This window comes from Pontimicrobium sp. MEBiC01747 (assembly GCF_053601635.1).
In genome coordinates this window covers 22,627-40,681 of sequence record NZ_JBSHNS010000259.1, presented here as the reverse complement: position 1 = coordinate 40,681, position 18,055 = coordinate 22,627, and the positions used below count along the sequence as shown (strand labels likewise).

At 31.3% G+C, this 18,055-nt stretch carries 15 protein-coding genes and 1 pseudogene; 5 read left to right on the top strand and 11 right to left on the bottom strand.

What is annotated here, in order from left to right:
• Positions 1-60: 60 nt before the first annotated feature.
• The gene (locus ACVC2P_RS08470) at positions 61-1,908 is read right to left on the bottom strand and encodes a cation:proton antiporter (RefSeq protein ID WP_452598040.1); all 1,848 of its coding nucleotides are present in this window, start codon (positions 1,906-1,908) and stop codon (positions 61-63) included.
• 155 nt (positions 1,909-2,063) lie between these two features.
• Between ACVC2P_RS08470 and ACVC2P_RS08465 the strand changes: the two genes are divergently transcribed.
• On the top strand, positions 2,064-2,906 hold the full coding sequence (locus tag ACVC2P_RS08465) for a universal stress protein (protein ID WP_452598039.1): 843 nt from the start codon (positions 2,064-2,066) through the stop codon (positions 2,904-2,906).
• Positions 2,903-5,098, top strand: a complete 2,196-nt coding sequence (locus ACVC2P_RS08460; RefSeq protein WP_452598038.1) for a SulP family inorganic anion transporter — start codon at positions 2,903-2,905, stop codon at positions 5,096-5,098. Before ACVC2P_RS08465 ends, ACVC2P_RS08460 begins: the two co-directional genes overlap by 4 nt.
• Here the strand turns inward: ACVC2P_RS08460 and ACVC2P_RS08455 are convergent, their stop codons facing one another.
• The 3 genes from ACVC2P_RS08455 to ACVC2P_RS08445 all read right to left on the bottom strand — a co-directional run bounded on the left by ACVC2P_RS08455 (position 5,099) and on the right by ACVC2P_RS08445 (position 9,344).
• A complete protein-coding gene (locus ACVC2P_RS08455; protein WP_452598037.1) occupies positions 5,099-6,346 on the bottom strand; it encodes a PepSY-associated TM helix domain-containing protein in 1,248 nt (415 codons plus the stop codon). It lies immediately after the preceding gene.
• 68 nt (positions 6,347-6,414) lie between these two features.
• Positions 6,415-8,754 carry a TonB-dependent receptor domain-containing protein gene (locus ACVC2P_RS08450; RefSeq protein WP_452598036.1) on the bottom strand — a complete coding sequence of 780 codons (2,340 nt, stop codon included), beginning with the start codon at positions 8,752-8,754 and terminating at the stop codon, positions 6,415-6,417.
• 206 nt (positions 8,755-8,960) lie between these two features.
• Complete coding sequence (locus ACVC2P_RS08445) at positions 8,961-9,344, bottom strand: hypothetical protein (protein ID WP_452598035.1); 384 nt, start codon at positions 9,342-9,344, stop codon at positions 8,961-8,963.
• A gap of 127 nt (positions 9,345-9,471) precedes the next feature.
• On the opposite strand from ACVC2P_RS08445, the gene ACVC2P_RS08440 reads away from it, so the two are divergent.
• The 3 genes from ACVC2P_RS08440 (at position 9,472) to ACVC2P_RS08430 (ending at position 13,886) form a co-directional block, all read left to right on the top strand.
• Positions 9,472-10,332, top strand: coding sequence for an MBL fold metallo-hydrolase (locus tag ACVC2P_RS08440; RefSeq protein WP_452598034.1), 861 nt, complete (start codon positions 9,472-9,474; stop codon positions 10,330-10,332).
• A 10-nt stretch (positions 10,333-10,342) separates the two neighbouring features.
• Entirely contained in the window at positions 10,343-11,959 is a 1,617-nt protein-coding gene (locus ACVC2P_RS08435; protein ID WP_452598033.1) for a S8 family peptidase, read from the top strand.
• Positions 11,960-12,068: 109 nt separating this feature from the next.
• Entirely contained in the window at positions 12,069-13,886 is a 1,818-nt protein-coding gene (locus ACVC2P_RS08430) for a M1 family metallopeptidase (protein WP_452598032.1), read from the top strand.
• Positions 13,887-13,936: 50 nt separating this feature from the next.
• On the opposite strand, the gene ACVC2P_RS08425 is transcribed toward ACVC2P_RS08430, so the two are convergent.
• The 7 genes and pseudogenes from ACVC2P_RS08425 to ACVC2P_RS08395 form a co-directional block, all read right to left on the bottom strand.
• On the bottom strand, positions 13,937-14,542 hold the full coding sequence (locus ACVC2P_RS08425; protein WP_452598031.1) for a hypothetical protein: 606 nt from the start codon (positions 14,540-14,542) through the stop codon (positions 13,937-13,939).
• 97 nt (positions 14,543-14,639) lie between these two features.
• Positions 14,640-15,068: a phage holin family protein gene (locus ACVC2P_RS08420; RefSeq protein ID WP_452598030.1), complete on the bottom strand. Its 429-nt coding sequence runs from the start codon at positions 15,066-15,068 to the stop codon at positions 14,640-14,642.
• Between the two features lie 11 nt (positions 15,069-15,079).
• Positions 15,080-15,511, bottom strand: a complete 432-nt coding sequence (locus ACVC2P_RS08415) for a TIGR02594 family protein (protein ID WP_452598029.1) — start codon at positions 15,509-15,511, stop codon at positions 15,080-15,082.
• 274 nt (positions 15,512-15,785) lie between these two features.
• A pseudogene (locus ACVC2P_RS08410) lies at positions 15,786-16,298 on the bottom strand (endonuclease V); the annotation flags it as partial.
• 100 nt (positions 16,299-16,398) lie between these two features.
• Complete coding sequence (locus ACVC2P_RS08405; RefSeq protein ID WP_452598028.1) at positions 16,399-16,710, bottom strand: toxin-antitoxin system YwqK family antitoxin; 312 nt, start codon at positions 16,708-16,710, stop codon at positions 16,399-16,401.
• Positions 16,711-16,789: 79 nt separating this feature from the next.
• Complete coding sequence (locus ACVC2P_RS08400) at positions 16,790-17,161, bottom strand: hypothetical protein (RefSeq protein ID WP_452598027.1); 372 nt, start codon at positions 17,159-17,161, stop codon at positions 16,790-16,792.
• A 2-nt stretch (positions 17,162-17,163) separates the two neighbouring features.
• Complete coding sequence (locus ACVC2P_RS08395) at positions 17,164-18,045, bottom strand: hypothetical protein (RefSeq protein ID WP_452598026.1); 882 nt, start codon at positions 18,043-18,045, stop codon at positions 17,164-17,166.
• Between the last annotated feature and the right edge of the window lie 10 nt (positions 18,046-18,055).

The window sequence follows — 18,055 nt, the reverse complement described above, 5'->3', positions numbered from 1 at the left end:
AAACAAAAAATGCCTTTAATAAATTATTAAAGGCATTTTTTATTCAAAATAGGCGCAGCTCTAGTCCATTTCCGACTCTACAACTTCAACATCAAAAGGTTTACCTAAATATACTAAGGTCTTTTCATCTCCAATTTCCATAGTTTTGCTATGAGATGATATAATAGTTAACTCTCCTTCTTTATCTTTAATAAATAACGGAATAATATCTTTATTTTTATTAGTTATCTCTATTAAACTATTATAATGATCTTTATCTCTTATTTCTATTTCCTGAATGCTAGGGTATTTTCTTGTAGCATTTGTTAACGTATTAAAATCATCTGTATGCGAAAACAAACCTTCCTTTGGGTTATTATTTTCATCTTGCATTTCATCAACAGAAACTAATCTAAACGACCCATTCTCCCCGAACTGCTTACTAAACTTGTTAATTGCATATTTATTAATGTCTGCGTTTCCTGTTAAGGCCATTAAGTACCCCATATCACTAAGTTCTATATTATCTAATAAAGTGTCTGAATAGATATTAGTATTTATGGCTTCTAAGCCCAATTCTTTGGCTTTATTTATGTTATTTTGGTTACTATCTATTAATACAACGTGTCTACCATTAGACTCTAAATAATGTCCTAACAAGCGAGAAACTTTTGATGCTCCTACAATTAAAATACCATCAGATTTTGTTAAAAAGACACCTACTAACTTTGCAAACAATCTAGCAGTTGTAGCATTAAGTAAAACTGTTCCTAAAACAATCATAAATACTAATGGGGTAATATATTCTGCTCCTTCTACGCCTTGTTTCATTAGTTTACTACCAAACAGCGAAGCAATTCCTGCAGCCACAATCCCTCTTGGTCCTACCCAGCTAATAAATAACTTTTCGTTTACTTTAAGCTTAGAGTTTGCAGTGCTGAGAAAAACAGCCAAGGGTCGTACAATAAATACAACTAAAACAAATAGTACTGCTGTTTTCCAATTATATAATAATAGCAAATCATCAAAATTAATATTTGCGGATAGTAATATAAAAAGTATAGAAATTAATAAAACACTTAAAGATTCTTTAAAATATAATAGTTCTTTTAAGTTCTCTAATTTTCCATTTCCTAACACCATTCCCATAACAACTACTGCCAATAAACCAGACTCATGTGCAAAGATTTCTGACTCAACAAATACTAACAATACAGCAGAAAGTGATACAACATTTAAAAGGTAGTGCGGAATAAACTTTTTATTAATAGCGTAAGCCAATGCGTGCGCAAATGTAAAACCAAAAGTAGTTCCAAAAAGTATAATTTTGCCAAACTCTATTAATGCTGTTTTAGTAAAGCCACTATCGCCCTCTACACTTATAAACTCGAAAACCAGTACTGCCACTAAAGCTCCTATAGGGTCTATTAAAATACCTTCCCATTTTAACACAGTAGAGATGTCTTTTTTTAATGGAATATTTCTAAGAATTGGTGTAATTACCGTTGGTCCAGTTACTATAATTAATCCTGAAAATAAAAAGGATAACTCCCAACTTAAACCAAAGGTAAAATGTGCTATAAGTCCTGCTCCAAAGAATGTTATAGCAGATCCTAGAGTAATTAACTTTGTAATTACGGGGCCTACGGTTTTAATCTCAGATCTCTTGAGTGTTAAGCCTCCTTCAAATAAAATAATACTAATAGCTAACGATACAAAATAATACAAGCTTTCTCCTGGAAACAATCCTTTTTCGCCTGTCCAAACGGGTTCTATCCATTTACTACCATCTTCGCTTAAAAATTCTGCAGCTATAGGCCCTACAAGTAAACCTATTAATATTAATGGTAAAATAGCTGGTATTTTAAACTTCCATGCAACCCACTGTGCTAAAATACCTAGTATAATTATTCCTGCTAACTCTAACATATAAAACGTTTTATGTGAAAATAAATAATTTAATTAATATTACCTTTATTTTATTGAGCTAAAAATAAACCTTAAAATCTTTAAATATGGTCTGTTTCAAAGTTTTTTTAAATTAAAAAAAATGTTATCTTTCAATTTTTCTGAATTTAAAATACGTGACTTTAAAACCTTTTAAAAGTATTGGCATTGGTGTAGCATTTTCACCAAACTTAAAAGCAAACCTTTTTGAGGTAGCTCGTTTATCACAGTTTTTTAATTCTAAATTAATATTAATTCATGTTGGTCCAGCTTCTCAAGAAAAAACAGAGGCTTTAAAAATTATCTTAGATAATTTTAGTTACATAGATTATGAGGTCGTTTTTAAAACAGGTGATCCCGTTAATGTTATTTTATCTATTTCTGAAGAAAAAAAAATAGACTTATTAGTGCTTGGTGCCTTACAGCGAGAAAACTTTTTAAAATACTACGTAGGCTCCATTGCTAGAAAAATTACTAGACGTGCAAAATGCTCAATTTTATTATTAATTAAACCTTCTATAGAAAGAGTATCTTGTCAACATATTGTAGTTAATGGTTTAAAAGACCCAAAAACGGAACAAACCATAGCCACTGCTTTTTATGTTGCCAAGCAATTACGTGCAGATCGTATTACTATAGTTGAAGAGATAAAACAAAATGAAGTTGCTATAAAAGTAGATGATGACAAATCATTACGGAAGGCTACTATTTTCAAAGAACGATTAAAATTAAGGGAAGAAACACGTATTAAAGAAATTATTGCACACATTCCTGAAACATACACAAAAAATATAGCAATAAAATCACAGCCCATTTTTGGAAAACAGGGTTACTCTATTGGGCATTATGCACAAATTTCTCGTGCCGATTTATTAATTATGAATGCACCAACAAAAATGACTTTTTGGGATCGTCTATTTCCACATGATATTGAACATATTTTAACCGAATTACCAACCGATGTTCTAATTATTCAATGAGCCCAAAAAAGGATAATATAGCTCAGTTTTTTAAAGCATTACCCAAAAATATTTTTTCTGGTTTTGTTGTAAGTCTTATTGCTTTACCTCTAGGTTTGGGCTTAGCTATGGCAAGTGATGCTCCTCCAATTTCAGGAATAATAGCGGCGGTAATTGGTGGTTTTGTTGTATCTATTTTAGGAGGTAGCCATGTAACTATTGCTGGACCAGGTAATGGTTTAGTTGGAGTACTGTTAATAGCTATAACAACTCTAGGTATAGAAAGTGCATATGCTGCTATTATATGTTCTGGCGGTTTACTAATGCTTCTTGGTTTTTTGCGACTAGGCAAGTTAGCAGATTTTTTTCCATCTTCTGCAATTCAAGGCATGTTGGCAGCTATTGGTTTAATTATTTTAGGGAAACAATTTCATATCATGTTAGCGCATCGTATAAAGCGGGAAGACACTATAGATTACCTTTTAGAGATTCCGTATACTATTAACGATGCTATACATTATGATAACACAGGGCTTATTTATGCTGCCATTGCTGGTGTTTTAAGTTTTGCTATAATGATATTTTATTCAAAAATTAGAAATAAATATTTGCAGCTAATTCCTGCTCCAATGTGGATTGTTATTCTGTCTATAGCCTTTAGTTATTATTTTGAATTAGTAGCACATGAAAAGAACCCTATAGATATTAGTTACATGATTTCGGGCATACCAGAATTCTCAGAAATTATAGCACAATTACCTTCGGTTAATTTTAGTAAAATAGGATCGTTTCCGTTTTGGACAAGCGTTTTAGCTTTAACCCTTATAGCAAGTATAGAATCGTTATTAAGTATAAAAGCAGTAGATAAATTAGATCCAGAAAAACGACGTTCTAATGTTAATCGCGATTTAAAAGCGTTAGGGCTAGCAACTGTAGGTAGTGGTTTTTTAGGCGGACTAAATGTTGTTACTGTAATAGCGCGGAGCTCTGTAAATGTAAATAACGGGGGAAGTAACCGTTCTTCTAACTTTTTTCATGCTACATTTCTAGTCATATTTATTGTATTATTTAGCTCACAATTAACTAGAATACCGCTTCCTGCATTAATGGCTATTTTAGTATATACAGGTTATAAACTAGCTTCGCCTAGCACTATTCGTAATATATTTTCTATTGGTAAAGAGCAGCTTATTATCTTTTTTGTTACACTTTTAGTAACCTTAAAAATTGGATTAATAACAGGTATAATATCTGGAGTTTTAGTTACTTTTATTATCCATGTGGTTATAAACAAAAACTTTGGTTTGTTTGCAAAAAACGTGTTAAAACCAAACGTTTTAATGTATAAAGAAGTAAATGATGAAAACAATTACTATTTAAGTATAAAGCACTTTTGTAGTTTTTTAAACTATTATAAGTTAAAGGAAAAAATTAATGCCATTCCAGAAAATGAAGATGTCGTTGTAGATTTTTCTCTTTGTAAGTTTGTTGACCATACTGTTATGGAAAACCTCAACAATTATCAAGAGTTATTTAAAAAACGTGGTGGTACTTTTGAGGTTGTTGGTTTAGATCTACATGATACAGACTCCAAACACCCTTTTGCTTTACGCCGCTTACTTCCTGTGCCAAATATTATTAAAAATAATTTAACAAGGAGGCAAACCAGTATTGAAGAATTAGCTATAGACTACAAGCTAAACTACATGCATGAAAAACAAAAAAACATTGATTTTTTAAATACTTTTTTATTCTTTAGAACAAAGCAAATAAACCATATTTATAATCAGTTAGTAAATACAAATGAAGCATTAACACTTTTTGATATTGAATTTTCTGAAGGAGAGTTTATTGCAAAAGAAGTAGTACGCTCTACAATGCTATACATAGATTTAAACAAAGACATTCCTGAGTTTACGTTAGACCGAGAGGGTTTTTTAGAGAAAATTTATGCATTTGCTGGTTTTAAAGACATCCCAATACAAAACCATAATGACTTCTCTAATCGTTTTTACTTATTAGGAGAAGACGAAACTAAAATAAAAGCGCTTTTTAATGACGATGTCACCCACTTCTTTGAAAGTAACCCTTATTATCATATAGAGTCTAACGGTAGTAGCTTACTAATTTTTGGACGCGAACGCCAAGCTAGTATTAAAGAAATTAAAGCGCTTTTTGATTTTGGTAAACGTTTAAAAGAGGTACTCTCTTAATTAAACTGTTTTCGATTTTTTTTGGGTTCTTAAAAACTCTATTATTACAATTAGTATTGCGCTTATTCCAAATAAAGGAAACACAAGCCCTAATACAACAATACAGGCTATTATACCATAACCAACTTTAAATTTACCAGGAATTTTTGGTGTTCCCCAATTGCCTTTTTGTTTGCGTTTTAAATACGATAATAACCCTGCAATACTTAAACATAATAACAATACAGCAATACTTAGCATTAAAAACCAATTCCATTGCCCAAATTGTCCTTGGTGAAAAGCCATTAACCATAGTCTACCTCTCATTAAAATACCTACATCTCCCCATTCGTGTTTAACTAACTGCTCGCCTGTATATTGATCGAAATGAAAGCGTTTTTGTTTCCCTAAATTAAAGGTGGTATTAAAAATACTATACACTCCTTTTTCGTTTTTAGGCAAACCAATACTTACTTCGCCTTCTAAATTCATAGATTTTGCTAACGCAACTATAGCATCTAAGGGCATTGCTTCTCCTGTTGCTTTCGATTGTACTGCACGTGCATCCCATGTTTTTGGATATCCTGTATTAGTTACTTTTTGAACCCATTTAAAATTAGCTCCAAAAACATCTGTCCAAGGGAAACCACCAGCTAGTGTTAGTAACAGTAATAATGAAATCCAAAAACCTAAAACGGCATGTAAGTCTCTAAATAAAATGCGTTTTCCTTGTTTTAACCTTACAGTAAAAAAGCCTTTTAGTCCTTGTTTTCTATTTGGCCAAAACACATAAATTCCCGTAATAATTAATACCACCATCCAACTAGCAATAAGCTCGATAATTTTGGTTCCAAATTTGCCTAAAAGTAACTCGCCGTGTAATTTTCTAACGGTATGCATTTTAGAATCTTTAGGGCTTATTTTTCCTGAAACCTCTCCTTTATATGGGTTAATATAGACACTATTTTTATGGCTGAATCTCCCAGAAACAAATTCTGTTGCTTGATTTTTTTTATTGGGTATCACCATAATATTTGGCTCTTTTTTAGCAACTGCTTTTGCTAACTTCCATTGTTTTTGAAACGATATGGCATTACCTTCTGCTTTTATAACCTTTATGGTTTCTTGTTTTGGTCCATCGTAATTATCTTTAAAAAGATAAATACCTCCAGTGATTGCCAATAGTATTATAAAAGGTAAGGACACTAACCCTGCTATAAAATGCCACTTCCAAAGCCATTGGTTTAATTTGTTATTCTTTTTTAACATTATTAAATGTTTTTAGAAGCAACCTAAAAAGATTTGTTTTATTTTACCTTTCAGGTTGCTTATTTATATTAAAACTTATATTTCAACCCAAAGTGAAAAGCTCTAGGGTTACCAATGGTGTAAGAATTCTCGCTTCTAAATCTATTATATGATGCTCTTGCAGCATATAAATCATCAAATAAGTTAAGCGCATGTACCCAAATATTAATACCTTTTATTTCGTATGATATAAGTGCGTTAAATATATTATGCCCATTATAAGTTGCAGTACTAAAAGTACCATCCTCGTTATCTATTTGGCCTTCAAAACTAGTGTTGTATTTTCCAACCAATTCATGTGTAACACTAATGGCAAGGTTTTTAATAGCATTGGGTTTATATATTATTTTAGAGGTTCCTAAAAGTTTTGGTGCTGTTTCTCTATCGGTATCAGAATAATCTACTCCTCGATCAAAAAAGTCTACATACCTATGTTTTGCAAAACTTCCATTATGGCTAATGGTTAATTCTTGAGTAGGTTTATAATTTACACCATATTCTATACCATACGACCTTGTTTTACCTGCATTAGTATTAAAAAACTCATCATTTTCATCGCGAAGGGTAATTAAAGTATTCTTTCCTTCTAAAAGGTATATGGCTGCATCGATTTGTAAATCTTGTGCTACTTTAAAATAAGTTCCTATTTCAAAATTATTATAGTTACTTGGTTTTAAATCGAAAACATCACCTCCTACACCTACAAAACTATTTCTGTATAATGTAGACGTTTGCGGTGGGGTAAATCCGTTAGAGTAATTAGCATATAACCCTAAAAATCTATTTACATTATAGTTTACTCCTAATTTAGGAGATACGTTATTATAGTTGTTTTTTGAGTCTTTAGGCCCTGCAATACCATCTACTAAATTATTATAATCATATTCAAAACCATCATAACGTAATGCTGCTGTTACTTTTAAAGCATTTGTTGGGTTTATTTCATATTGTAAATAGCCAGCATAGTTTAAAATACTAGCTTCATAATTTAAAATAAAGTCATCTCCGCTGCGTGTAAAGTCTATATTTTGCCCTGTTTCTGTGTCTACAATTACCGAAAGTCGTTCTGCAACATAATCTTGGGGCGAATAATCTACAGAAGACCCTACAATTAAAGACGAATTAGCAAAATCAAAATCCATTTTATGTTGTATTAAACCAACATAACTTTTAAAAGCATTATTATTTAATTCTCCACTACCAAATCCTGTTAACTGGCCTTGATTTCTAAACTGACGAATGCGATATGATGGGTTTTGCCCCATTTCGTTAACTCTTAAAACAAAATTAAAGGCTGTTTTGTGTTTTGTATTCCACTGTTTGTTTATTGTACTTCTTACCCTAAAAGCAAAAGCGTCTCGTTCTGTAAACGTTTGATCGCTTTCGTAGTTTCCGCCTCTGTAATCCGATTCACTTAGAGAACCTGTCATGTCCGATCTATAGTCTACTATATCAAAAACATTGGTCCACTCTAAAGTTGGAGATAAATGGTTTACATTTTTAAATGTTAGTGCAAATTTTTCGTAATTACTATGTTGCACTGGGCCATCTTCTCTTTTTACATATTGTGTTCCTAAATAAAATCCAACATTTTCGCCAGCGTATTTAGACAATTCTAAATCGTAACGTGTTAACCCTAAATCGTTAATTTGAAACCCAGCACTTCCTGTAAAATCTCGGGTTGGATTTTTAGTTATAAAGTTAAAACTTCCTCCAATAGCTTCACTTCCGTAAATACTAGATGCTGGCCCTTTTAATACCTCAACTTTATTATATGATATGTCATTCATTTCTAATAAAGCGTTATGGTTAAATACCGCTGTAGGTCGTATTGGTAAACCATCTTCTACATACAAAAACAATGACTTTGTTGAAATTGGAGTACGTGCGGCCATAAAATGCTGCTCGTTACTTGCTGCTCTAGAAGTAGACATTAAAACACCTGGTACATCATTTACCAATTGATCTATACCAAAAGCTTTAGTTTGTTCTATTTCTTTTGCTGTAATAACAGAAATAGAAGCTGGTACTTCCTTGCGTTGTTGTGCTTCTCTACTTGCAGAAATAACAACCTCATCTAAAAGTTCATCATTCTCTGTTAGTATAATTACATTATTTATTTCTGAAAGGTTTTGCTCTAAAGTGGTAAACCCTACAAAACGAATAATAACCGTTGTATCATTTTGTAATGCTATAGAGAAGTTTCCGTTTACATCGGAGATAGTTGTATTATTTAAATCTGTTTTAGATTGAATTGTTGCTCCTTGTAAGGGTTGGTTATTATTATCTAATACCTTGCCCTTATATTGGTTTTGCGCGTATACGCATAAACTCGTAAATACCATTACGAGTTGTAATATATGTTTCATCTGTTTTTTTATTTTTTTCAGACAGAAGCAACTAATAGTAATAAGACCATATTATGCCTTATATTACATTAGCACTTCCTTTTTAATTTAGTTTTAATACTTAACAATAATGTGCATTGCATTTAATGCCTAAAAAATAAGCATATACACATCTATGCTTGAAAGTCTTTCTGTTTTCAAACATTATTTTTTTGATAGAATGTAAACTAAATAAGCCGAGGAGGAGGATCTACACAATCCTTAAAGAGAGATAAAAATTGATTATTATAGCTCCAATTGTTTTGTGCTACAACTGCATTACTTTTTAACTTGTAATTGTAGTTATATTCTTGAAAATAAACAGGAAAAAAAGCTTCAAAAAATGTTGCTAGATATGTAGTATTAGTCTCATCTACATCTGTAGCATTTAAGGTTAGCTGTTTTGCTAAGTGACATTTACCATTACATTGTAATTGTGGTTTTTCTTTATTAACACAATACGTTTCTATAATGTAATCAATATTTAATTCAAAATAAGCAACATAGCCTAAATTATATACAGGCCTAAGTGCAAAAGCAAGAAATAGTATGTATGTAAAATAGACTTTCAATTAGGCAATAAATTATATTTGCGATTGCAAAAATAGTCCATTTATACAGCATAACTATTATACTCTCTTAATAAAATCTTAACGTTTTCCTATTTTTCAAGGTATTTTAGTACTTTGCAGGGCAATTATGAATTTATATCCAATACTTGCTGGTAATTTTAAATTAGATGGTGGCGCCATGTTTGGTGTTGTCCCTAAATCTCTATGGACCAGAACAAACCCTGCAGACAGTAATAACATGATAGATATTGCTGCCAGATGCTTATTAATTGAAGATGGAAACCGACTTATTTTAATAGATACTGGTATGGGAAATAAACAAAGCGATAAGTTTTTTGGTTACTATCATTTATGGGGAGATGATACTATAGATAAATCTTTAGCTCAATATGGTTTTCATAGAAATGACATAACAGATGTGTTTATGACGCATTTGCATTTTGATCATTGTGGTGGAACGATACAGTACAATAAAGACAGAACACTTTTAGAACCCGCTTTTAAAAATGCTAAATTTTGGAGTAACGAAAAACATTGGCAATGGGCAACACAACCTAATCGTCGTGAAGTAGCCTCGTTTTTAAAAGAGAATATTTTACCAATGGAAGAAAGTGGACACCTAAATTTTACAGCGCTTCCTGAAAAGGATATTCTAAAAAATTCTGCTTTAGGGTTCGACATTTTTTTTGCCAATGGTCATACCGAAAAGCAAATGATTCCTATGATTAATTATAAAGGAAAAACCATTTGTTTTATGGCAGATTTATTACCAACCGTTGGGCATTTACCAATCCCTTTTGTAATGGGTTACGACACTAGACCTCTACTAACATTAGATGAGAAAGAAAAGTTTCTTAATCTAGCAGCAGATAACAATTATTATTTATTTTTGGAACATGATGCGCACAACGAAATTATAACTGTAAAACATACGGAAAAAGGCGTACGATTAAACGAAACATTCACTTGTAAAGACATTTTACATTAAACTTAACTATATGAAATTAATTAATAAAGCAGTATTATTATCAGCAGTTTCTGCTGTAATGCTATCAAGTTGTGGTGGTGGGGCACCAATTCTATCAACTCCTATAGAGAACATAGACAATACTCCTATTAAAGAATCTCCTTTAACTGAAGCAGAAAAACACAACTGGGGACATTTAGATTTAATAAAAGACACGATCCCTGGAATGAGTGTAGATAAAGCTTACTCAGAAATTATTAAGGGTAAAAAAGGGCAAAAAATTATTGTTGCTGTAATCGATTCTGGAATTGATATTAATCATGAAGATTTAGATGGCGTACTTTGGACTAATAAAAAAGAAATTCCTAATAACGGAATTGATGATGACAAAAATGGATATATAGATGATATTCATGGATGGAATTTTCTTGGAGATGGACATGATGAGCAATTAGAATATATTCGTTTAGTTGCTAGTGGAGATACTAGTGCTCCAAGGTATGCAGAAGCCAAAGCTATGTATGAGAAAGATTATAAACAAGCTTTAGCTGGAAAAAACAGGTTAGATCAAATTTATGGTAGATTAAAAGATGCTCATGAAACCTTAACTGCTCACTTTAAAAAAGAAGATTACACAAAGGAGGAAGTAAAGGCTATAGATGCTGGTGACAATGCAGAATTAAAAGGTGCAGTTGAAACAGCTAACTTTGCTTTTGCTAATGGTTTAAGCTCTTTAAAAGAAGCTGTAGAACAAGTAAAAGGTGGAGTAGAGTATTATACAGATCAAGTAAATTACAATTTAAATAAAGATTTTAATGGTCGTAAAACTGGTGATAATCCAGATATTTTTAACGATAAACCAGGTTATGGAAACGGAAACGTTTTACCTGTAAAGAAATCTGAAAGCCACGGAACACACGTTGCTGGTATTATTGCCGCAGAACGTAACAATGGACTTGGAGCTAATGGTGTTGCTAATAATGTAGAAATTATGAGTATTCGTGCAGTTCCAAATGGAGATGAGTACGATAAGGATGTTGCAAAAGCAATTCGTTATGCAGTTGATAATGGTGCTAAAGTTATTAATGGTAGTTTTGGTAAGAGTTTTTCTCCTCATGCAGACTGGGTTAGAGATGCTATTAAATATGCAAGCGACAATAATGTTGTTTTTGTTCATGCAGCAGGAAACGATAGTAAAGATGTAGATACAGAACCAAATTTTCCAGACGATAATGTTAACTACGTAGAAGTATCTAATACTTACATTAGAGTTGGAGCATTAGCACCAAAATACGGAAGCGAAATGGTTGCAGGTTTCTCTAATTATGGAAAAAAGAATGTAGATGTATTTGCTCCAGGAGCACAAGTTTACTCTACAACACCAGAAAACGAATATAAAACTATGGGAGGAACATCTATGGCTGCTCCTGCTGTTGCTGGAGTTGCTGCTCTAGTTTGGTCTCAATACCCAAAATTAAAAGCCTCTCAAGTAAAACAAATTATTATGGATTCTGGTTTACCAATTCCAAATAAAGTTGTTGTTGGAGGTAACGCTCAAGATATTAGACCTTTTGCAGACTTAAGTACATCATCTAAAATAGTAAATGCATACAATGCCTTAATAATGGCATCACAAATATCTAAATAATATAGGTACTCTTTTAAAAACCCCAACGTTTACTGTTGGGGTTTTTATTTTAATACAGAATATGTCATCATAACTTATTTTGACATGTAATAACACTAAAAACAAACAGATGAAAAAGACTCTTTTATTCGGCCTTTCAGCTTCTTTAGTATTACTGTCTTGTAATACATCTAAAAGCGTTACAAGCAATACAACATCTAGTAGTACTAGTACAGTAACTAATACGGCTTCAAAATCTACTTATTGGCAGCAACATGTAGATTATAAAATGGACATTGATATGGATGTAAACAACTACCAATATCAAGGCACACAAAAATTAGTGTATACTAATAACTCTCCAGATGTATTAAATAAAGTTTTTTATCACTTGTATTTTAATGCGTTTCAACCAGGTAGTGAAATGGACGTTCGTTCTCGCACTATTGCAGATCCAGATGGAAGAGTTGGAGACCGTATTAGTAAGTTATCTCCAAATGAAATTGGTTATATTAAAGTAACATCTTTAAAACAGAATGGAACTATACTTAAACACGAAACTGTTGGTACTGTTTTAGAGGTTGACTTAGCTAAACCAATTCAACCAGGAGAAAAAGTAACTTTCGATATGGTTTTTAATGCTCAAGTTCCTGCACAAATTCGTCGTTCTGGACGAAACAATAAAGAAGGTGTTGCTTTATCTATGACGCAGTGGTACCCTAAATTAGCAGAGTACGATTTTCAAGGTTGGCATGCAGACCCATATATTGCAAGAGAGTTTCATGGTGTATGGGGGGATTTTGATTTAAAATTAACTATTGATAAGGATTATGTAGTTGGAGGAACTGGTTACTTACAGGGGGAACCTACTGTTAAAGGGAATAAAAAGACATTACACTATAAAGCGCCAAACGTTCATGATTTTACTTGGGCTGCAGATCCAGAATATATTCATGATACTATGCAAGTACCTAATGGCCCTTTATTAAACTTCTATTACAAAAAGACATTACCTACAGAAAATTTAAAGTTTTGGAAAGATTTACAGCCAAAAACGGTTGAATTAATGCAATATTTTAGTGAACATATTGGTAAATATCCTTACGACCAATACTCTGTTATACAAGGTGGAGACGGAGGTATGGAGTATGCTATGTGTACTTTAATTACAGGAAAACGTAGTTTTGGTAGTTTAGTTGGCGTTACTGCACATGAATTAGCTCATACTTGGTTTCAGTTTTTAATGGCTACAAATGAGGCTAAACATGAATGGATGGACGAAGGTTTTACTAGTTACATTAGCGATCATGCAATGAACACTATAATGGACTATAAAAAACCTATTGCTAATGCAGGTGGTTATGCTGCTTATAACTTTTTAGCAAAATCAGGAACAGAACAACCACAAACAACACATGCAGATCGTTATGATACAAACAGAGCTTACGGCATAACTGCTTATGGTAAAGGGTCTGTATTTTTATCTCAACTTGGTTATGTTATTGGAGAAGATAACTTAAAAGAAACTCTAAAGCAATATTATAATAACTGGGCATTTAAACACCCAACACCTAATGATTTTATTCGTGTTGCAGAGAAAGTATCTGGCTTAGAATTAGATTGGTATTTAATGGATTGGACACAAACTACTAATACTATAGATTATGCAGTTAAAAGTGTAGATAATACAACGGTTATTTTAGAGCGTATAGGCTTAATGCCAATGCCTTTAGATGTTACTGTAACTTATACAGATAATGCTACTGAAGAATTTAATATTCCTTTACAAATGATGCGTGGAGAAAAACCAACAACAGCTACTATTTTAAAGGACTGGGCTTGGGCATATCCAACATATACTTTTAATACTAAAAAACCCGTAAAATCAGTAGTAATTGATTCTAAAGGGTTAATGGCTGATGTTAACAAAGAGAACAACAAAAATTAAAAATAATTAATTTATAAAACTAAAACCTCATCTAAAAAGATGAGGTTTTTTTATTTAAACAACCTTACACCAATGCCTATATTATGTGTTGGGTTTTCTACTGTATTTAGATTTAATCTATAGCTTGCAAACCAACGTCCCTTTCGGTTGTACTGCAAACCTACACTTATGTTATTTAAAGAGCTTGTATTTCCTCCTATCTCGCTAAAAGCGTATAAACCACTTCTAAATGTTTTAGGGTGTTCTATAACTTTAGTTACTGTTATTTCTCGAGGTACTTTTAGCTTGTAAGATAATTGACTATCTAATAAATTACCACTTAGTAAATTATAACTATAAATATCTATATCATCATTACTTAAAGTATCTTTATATACTCTTGCCTCTTCATAAAGCGATAAGTCCTTAATATCTGCTTTTGTTTCTACTATATTGGAAACATCCTTTTTATTTACATAAACTGTTTTATACTTAACAGTTTGCACTTTAAACGTATCGATTTTAGTCTGCCATACAGTATCTCTTGTTAGTGTTACTTTGGGCTCTTCATTATTAGTCTTAAAACGACTACATTGTTTTAAAACTAAATTACAGATAACTAATGCCAGAATAATTAACAATAGTAATCTTTCTGTTTTTATTGAAAATTGCATCATTAAAAATGTGTTTTATTGACATAAAAAGTAACCTTCCCAATTATTCTATTAGGAAGGGTTTACTACTTTTTCTTAAAGATTTTGATTGTAATTACGCTTATTTTGATGCTTCTTTTGAAGCCTTATCGTCTTCTGAAAGTGTTTCTATTGTTTCTTTTAAAGGTGTTAATTTTATTAAATTAACTAATGCTCTAAAAGGGTTTACACCATAGATTGTATTATAGTTTTCTAAAATTGATTTTATCTCAGTTATTGCTATAAAACCAGCTATTATTTTTAAAAAAGGCACTTCGTTTACAATGTGCTTTTCTAAAAAGAAAGCTGCAAGAATAACCAGATTATAAATAAAAAATTTAGAAATGGTATGTCCAATTCGTGAACTACGTATAGGGATATGGTTTTTAATTGCGGCATACGATCCTGTAATAAAATCTACCAATATTAAAAACACCATTGTTACCATAACACCATTAACAGGCGACAAAAGCGTAAGTAACCAAAAGGTAAATTTGACCACTCTATCCATTATGTCTTGTTTTAATCTGTTATTTTTTTGAGTTTTTTATAGTCTAACACACGACTTTTTGCATAGGCTTTAATACAGACCATGTTGCGTTGATTACCTCCTAATACATACACATAATTTTTAGTTTGCTTAATAAAAAACCCTACATGACCTTTCCAGCTTTTTGGGCTTTCTCTCCAAAAAACAACTATATCTCCAATTTTAGGCGTGTTAGTAGATTCTCCTACAGTAAGCCAGCTTCTAGCTGTTAATTTTTTAGAGTGTTCGTAACCAGTTGTTTTTGCAACCCAATTAGCAAAAGCACTACACCAAGCTGTTTCGTCATGTAATTTTGAACCATTAAACCCTATTTCATTGAAATATTTTAAAATCCTGAGGTTGTCTTTAGGCCCAATAATCTCCTTAACGCCATACTCAGATAGCGCTGTATTAATTATACTCATACATATGTTTGATTTTTAATTTTAAGCAGACTAAACTTTTTAGCTAAAGGTTTCTTTTTATATATTTCCTTAATCAGGTGAGATTAAACCTAGCTTTTTAAGTTTCTACTTAACACGAATTAATATTAACTCCGGTAAACCGTTGTTAGAAAAGCGAATACAAATATAATCATTTTACAAAACAAAAACAAACATTTTACAAGTTAATTTGTTTTTTTTTGTAATTTGTTTAAAAACGTAGTATTCTAAGAAAAATTTACCTCCTTAACGTTTACTATTCAGATTTAGTAACGCTGTCTAATAGTTTTAAAAGTGTCGGTATTCTGTGTTCTCCATGAAGTTGAGACACTATATCTATAGCCCTTTTTAAATCCATTCCAATTGCAGAAACGTATAATGGATTTTTGCTTTGGCCTTTAAAGACTTCTTTTGAGACCTCATCTGCGTTATGAAAAGAACGTTTAGCTACACCTATAATTGGTATTTGTTTATTTAAAGCTTCGTACAGATGCCCACCAAGACCCAAACTACAATTGTTATCTACATACACATGGCCATCGACAATAATAGCTTCTATTGTACTTAAATCTACTTTTTCAATAACTTCAAGCAAACATGGCAACTCTCGCTTGTAAAATTGTCCTGGTACATACTCTTCTACCTCATCAATTATTTCAACTAAAGTTTTTACAGAGGTATCATCTGTGGTATTAAATAGTACACCCACACTTTTAGCGTAAGTTTCTTTGTAGTGTACGTCTAGAGCTAGTAGCATTTTAGTTTTAAATTTATAATTATCCTTAAAGCTAAATTAACATTTGTGTTTTTTATATACTAAACAAAAGAGCATCAAATTAAATTTGATGCTCTTCTTAACTTTAACGAGATTACGAACTAATTATAGTTTCTATTCGTTCTCCTTTTTGCGTTTCATCCCATATCTTAAAATCTCCATCTGGTTTAGCAAAATACTTCTTATACTCACTTTTAAGTTGTCCGTTTTCAAAATATTCTCTTTGAACACCTCCTAAATGACCATTTGTAAACTCTGCTTCATCTTGAATACTCCCATTAGGATAAAAAGACTCTATAATTCCAGTAAAAGGTTCTCCTTCATACTCATATACAGGTCCTCCTGCATTATCGACATCAATAAATTTCAATACAGTATCGACATCATTATCGTTTATTCTTATCATTATAAAATTTTTTATTTACTTAAAGACTATTGATTCATTAAAGAAAATGCCATAAAACCATTATCTAAACTTATACTTATTATTCATCTTCTTGAATACTTAAGTGTTCGCTTAACGTTTTATTATCTATAAGCATATCAGGAAATTCATCCATTAATTCTGTTATAAAAGGAATATAGAAACTTTCTGTAGCATGGTCTGGTATTTTATAATCCATTTGACTTATTGAACCATAATCTTCTATTATACCAAAAGTACTATTAAAATCTTCTACATTAGGTAAATCTATACTTATATAACCTAAATCGTCACCTTTACTTATAATAAAGATATCTTCTTCATCCTCTTTTATTTTAAGATTCTGATTTCTGCATACTTTCTTTAAATGTCTTTCAAAAACATCTTTATTTATATACTCTTTATTTGAAAAAATATTTGTTAAATCTGCCATTTTTAATATAATTTTTTTATTTGATCTAATTCTGTTAAAATAATAACTCCTTGACTTTTTAAAGTTTGCAATACTGATTGGTTAACGCTTCCCCCATTTGTAAATTGTTTTATAAAAAGCACTACAGGTTTTCCTTCTACATTAATATATTTCTGAGTAGTCTCATCTAAATATTTTTTAAATTGGTTTTTAAATTTACTAGATTTTGTGGTACCTGAAACATTAAATTTAACTTCAATATGATATTTTGATACTCCTACATCAATGTCTCCTAAAACCTCCTTAAATTGTCCTTTGCTATTTTTCCCAAAAACATTATTTGCAAAACTTGTTAACTCGTCATGCTTAAGAAATTCTTTTGCCACTTCAGCTTCTAACGAATCTGATAATAAATCTTGTTGTTTTTTATTTATAGCATTCCAATCGCCTCCTACATCATCTAGTCTTTTATAAGCTGGCTTCCCTTTATTTATAAAATCATCTATTTTAGTGAACATTTCTTCTCTAGTCTGCTTTAGCCACTTTAGTTCTGTTCCATACTTGTTTTTTGCTTTCCAAAAACCTCCTTCTAATTTAGGTATTGATGCTATTAATTCATCTAAATACTCTTGAGGGGAAATTTTTCTTGCTTTAGATTCTTTGTATACTTTTCTAAAAAAATTCTTTACATCGCCATTTTTTTGTTTGACTAAAACTTGTACATTTTTCCATGACAATGTTGGTTTTTTATTAGAGACACTAGAAGTAAAACACCCCAAAACTATACCCGTGTCTTTCTTGTAAAGAATTTTTAAATTAATATCTCTACGAATTGCATTTATAGTTTTTCTTTCTTGTTTTAAAGCTTCATAATATAAGCTTATTATATTTAATATATTTTTCATTCTCATATTA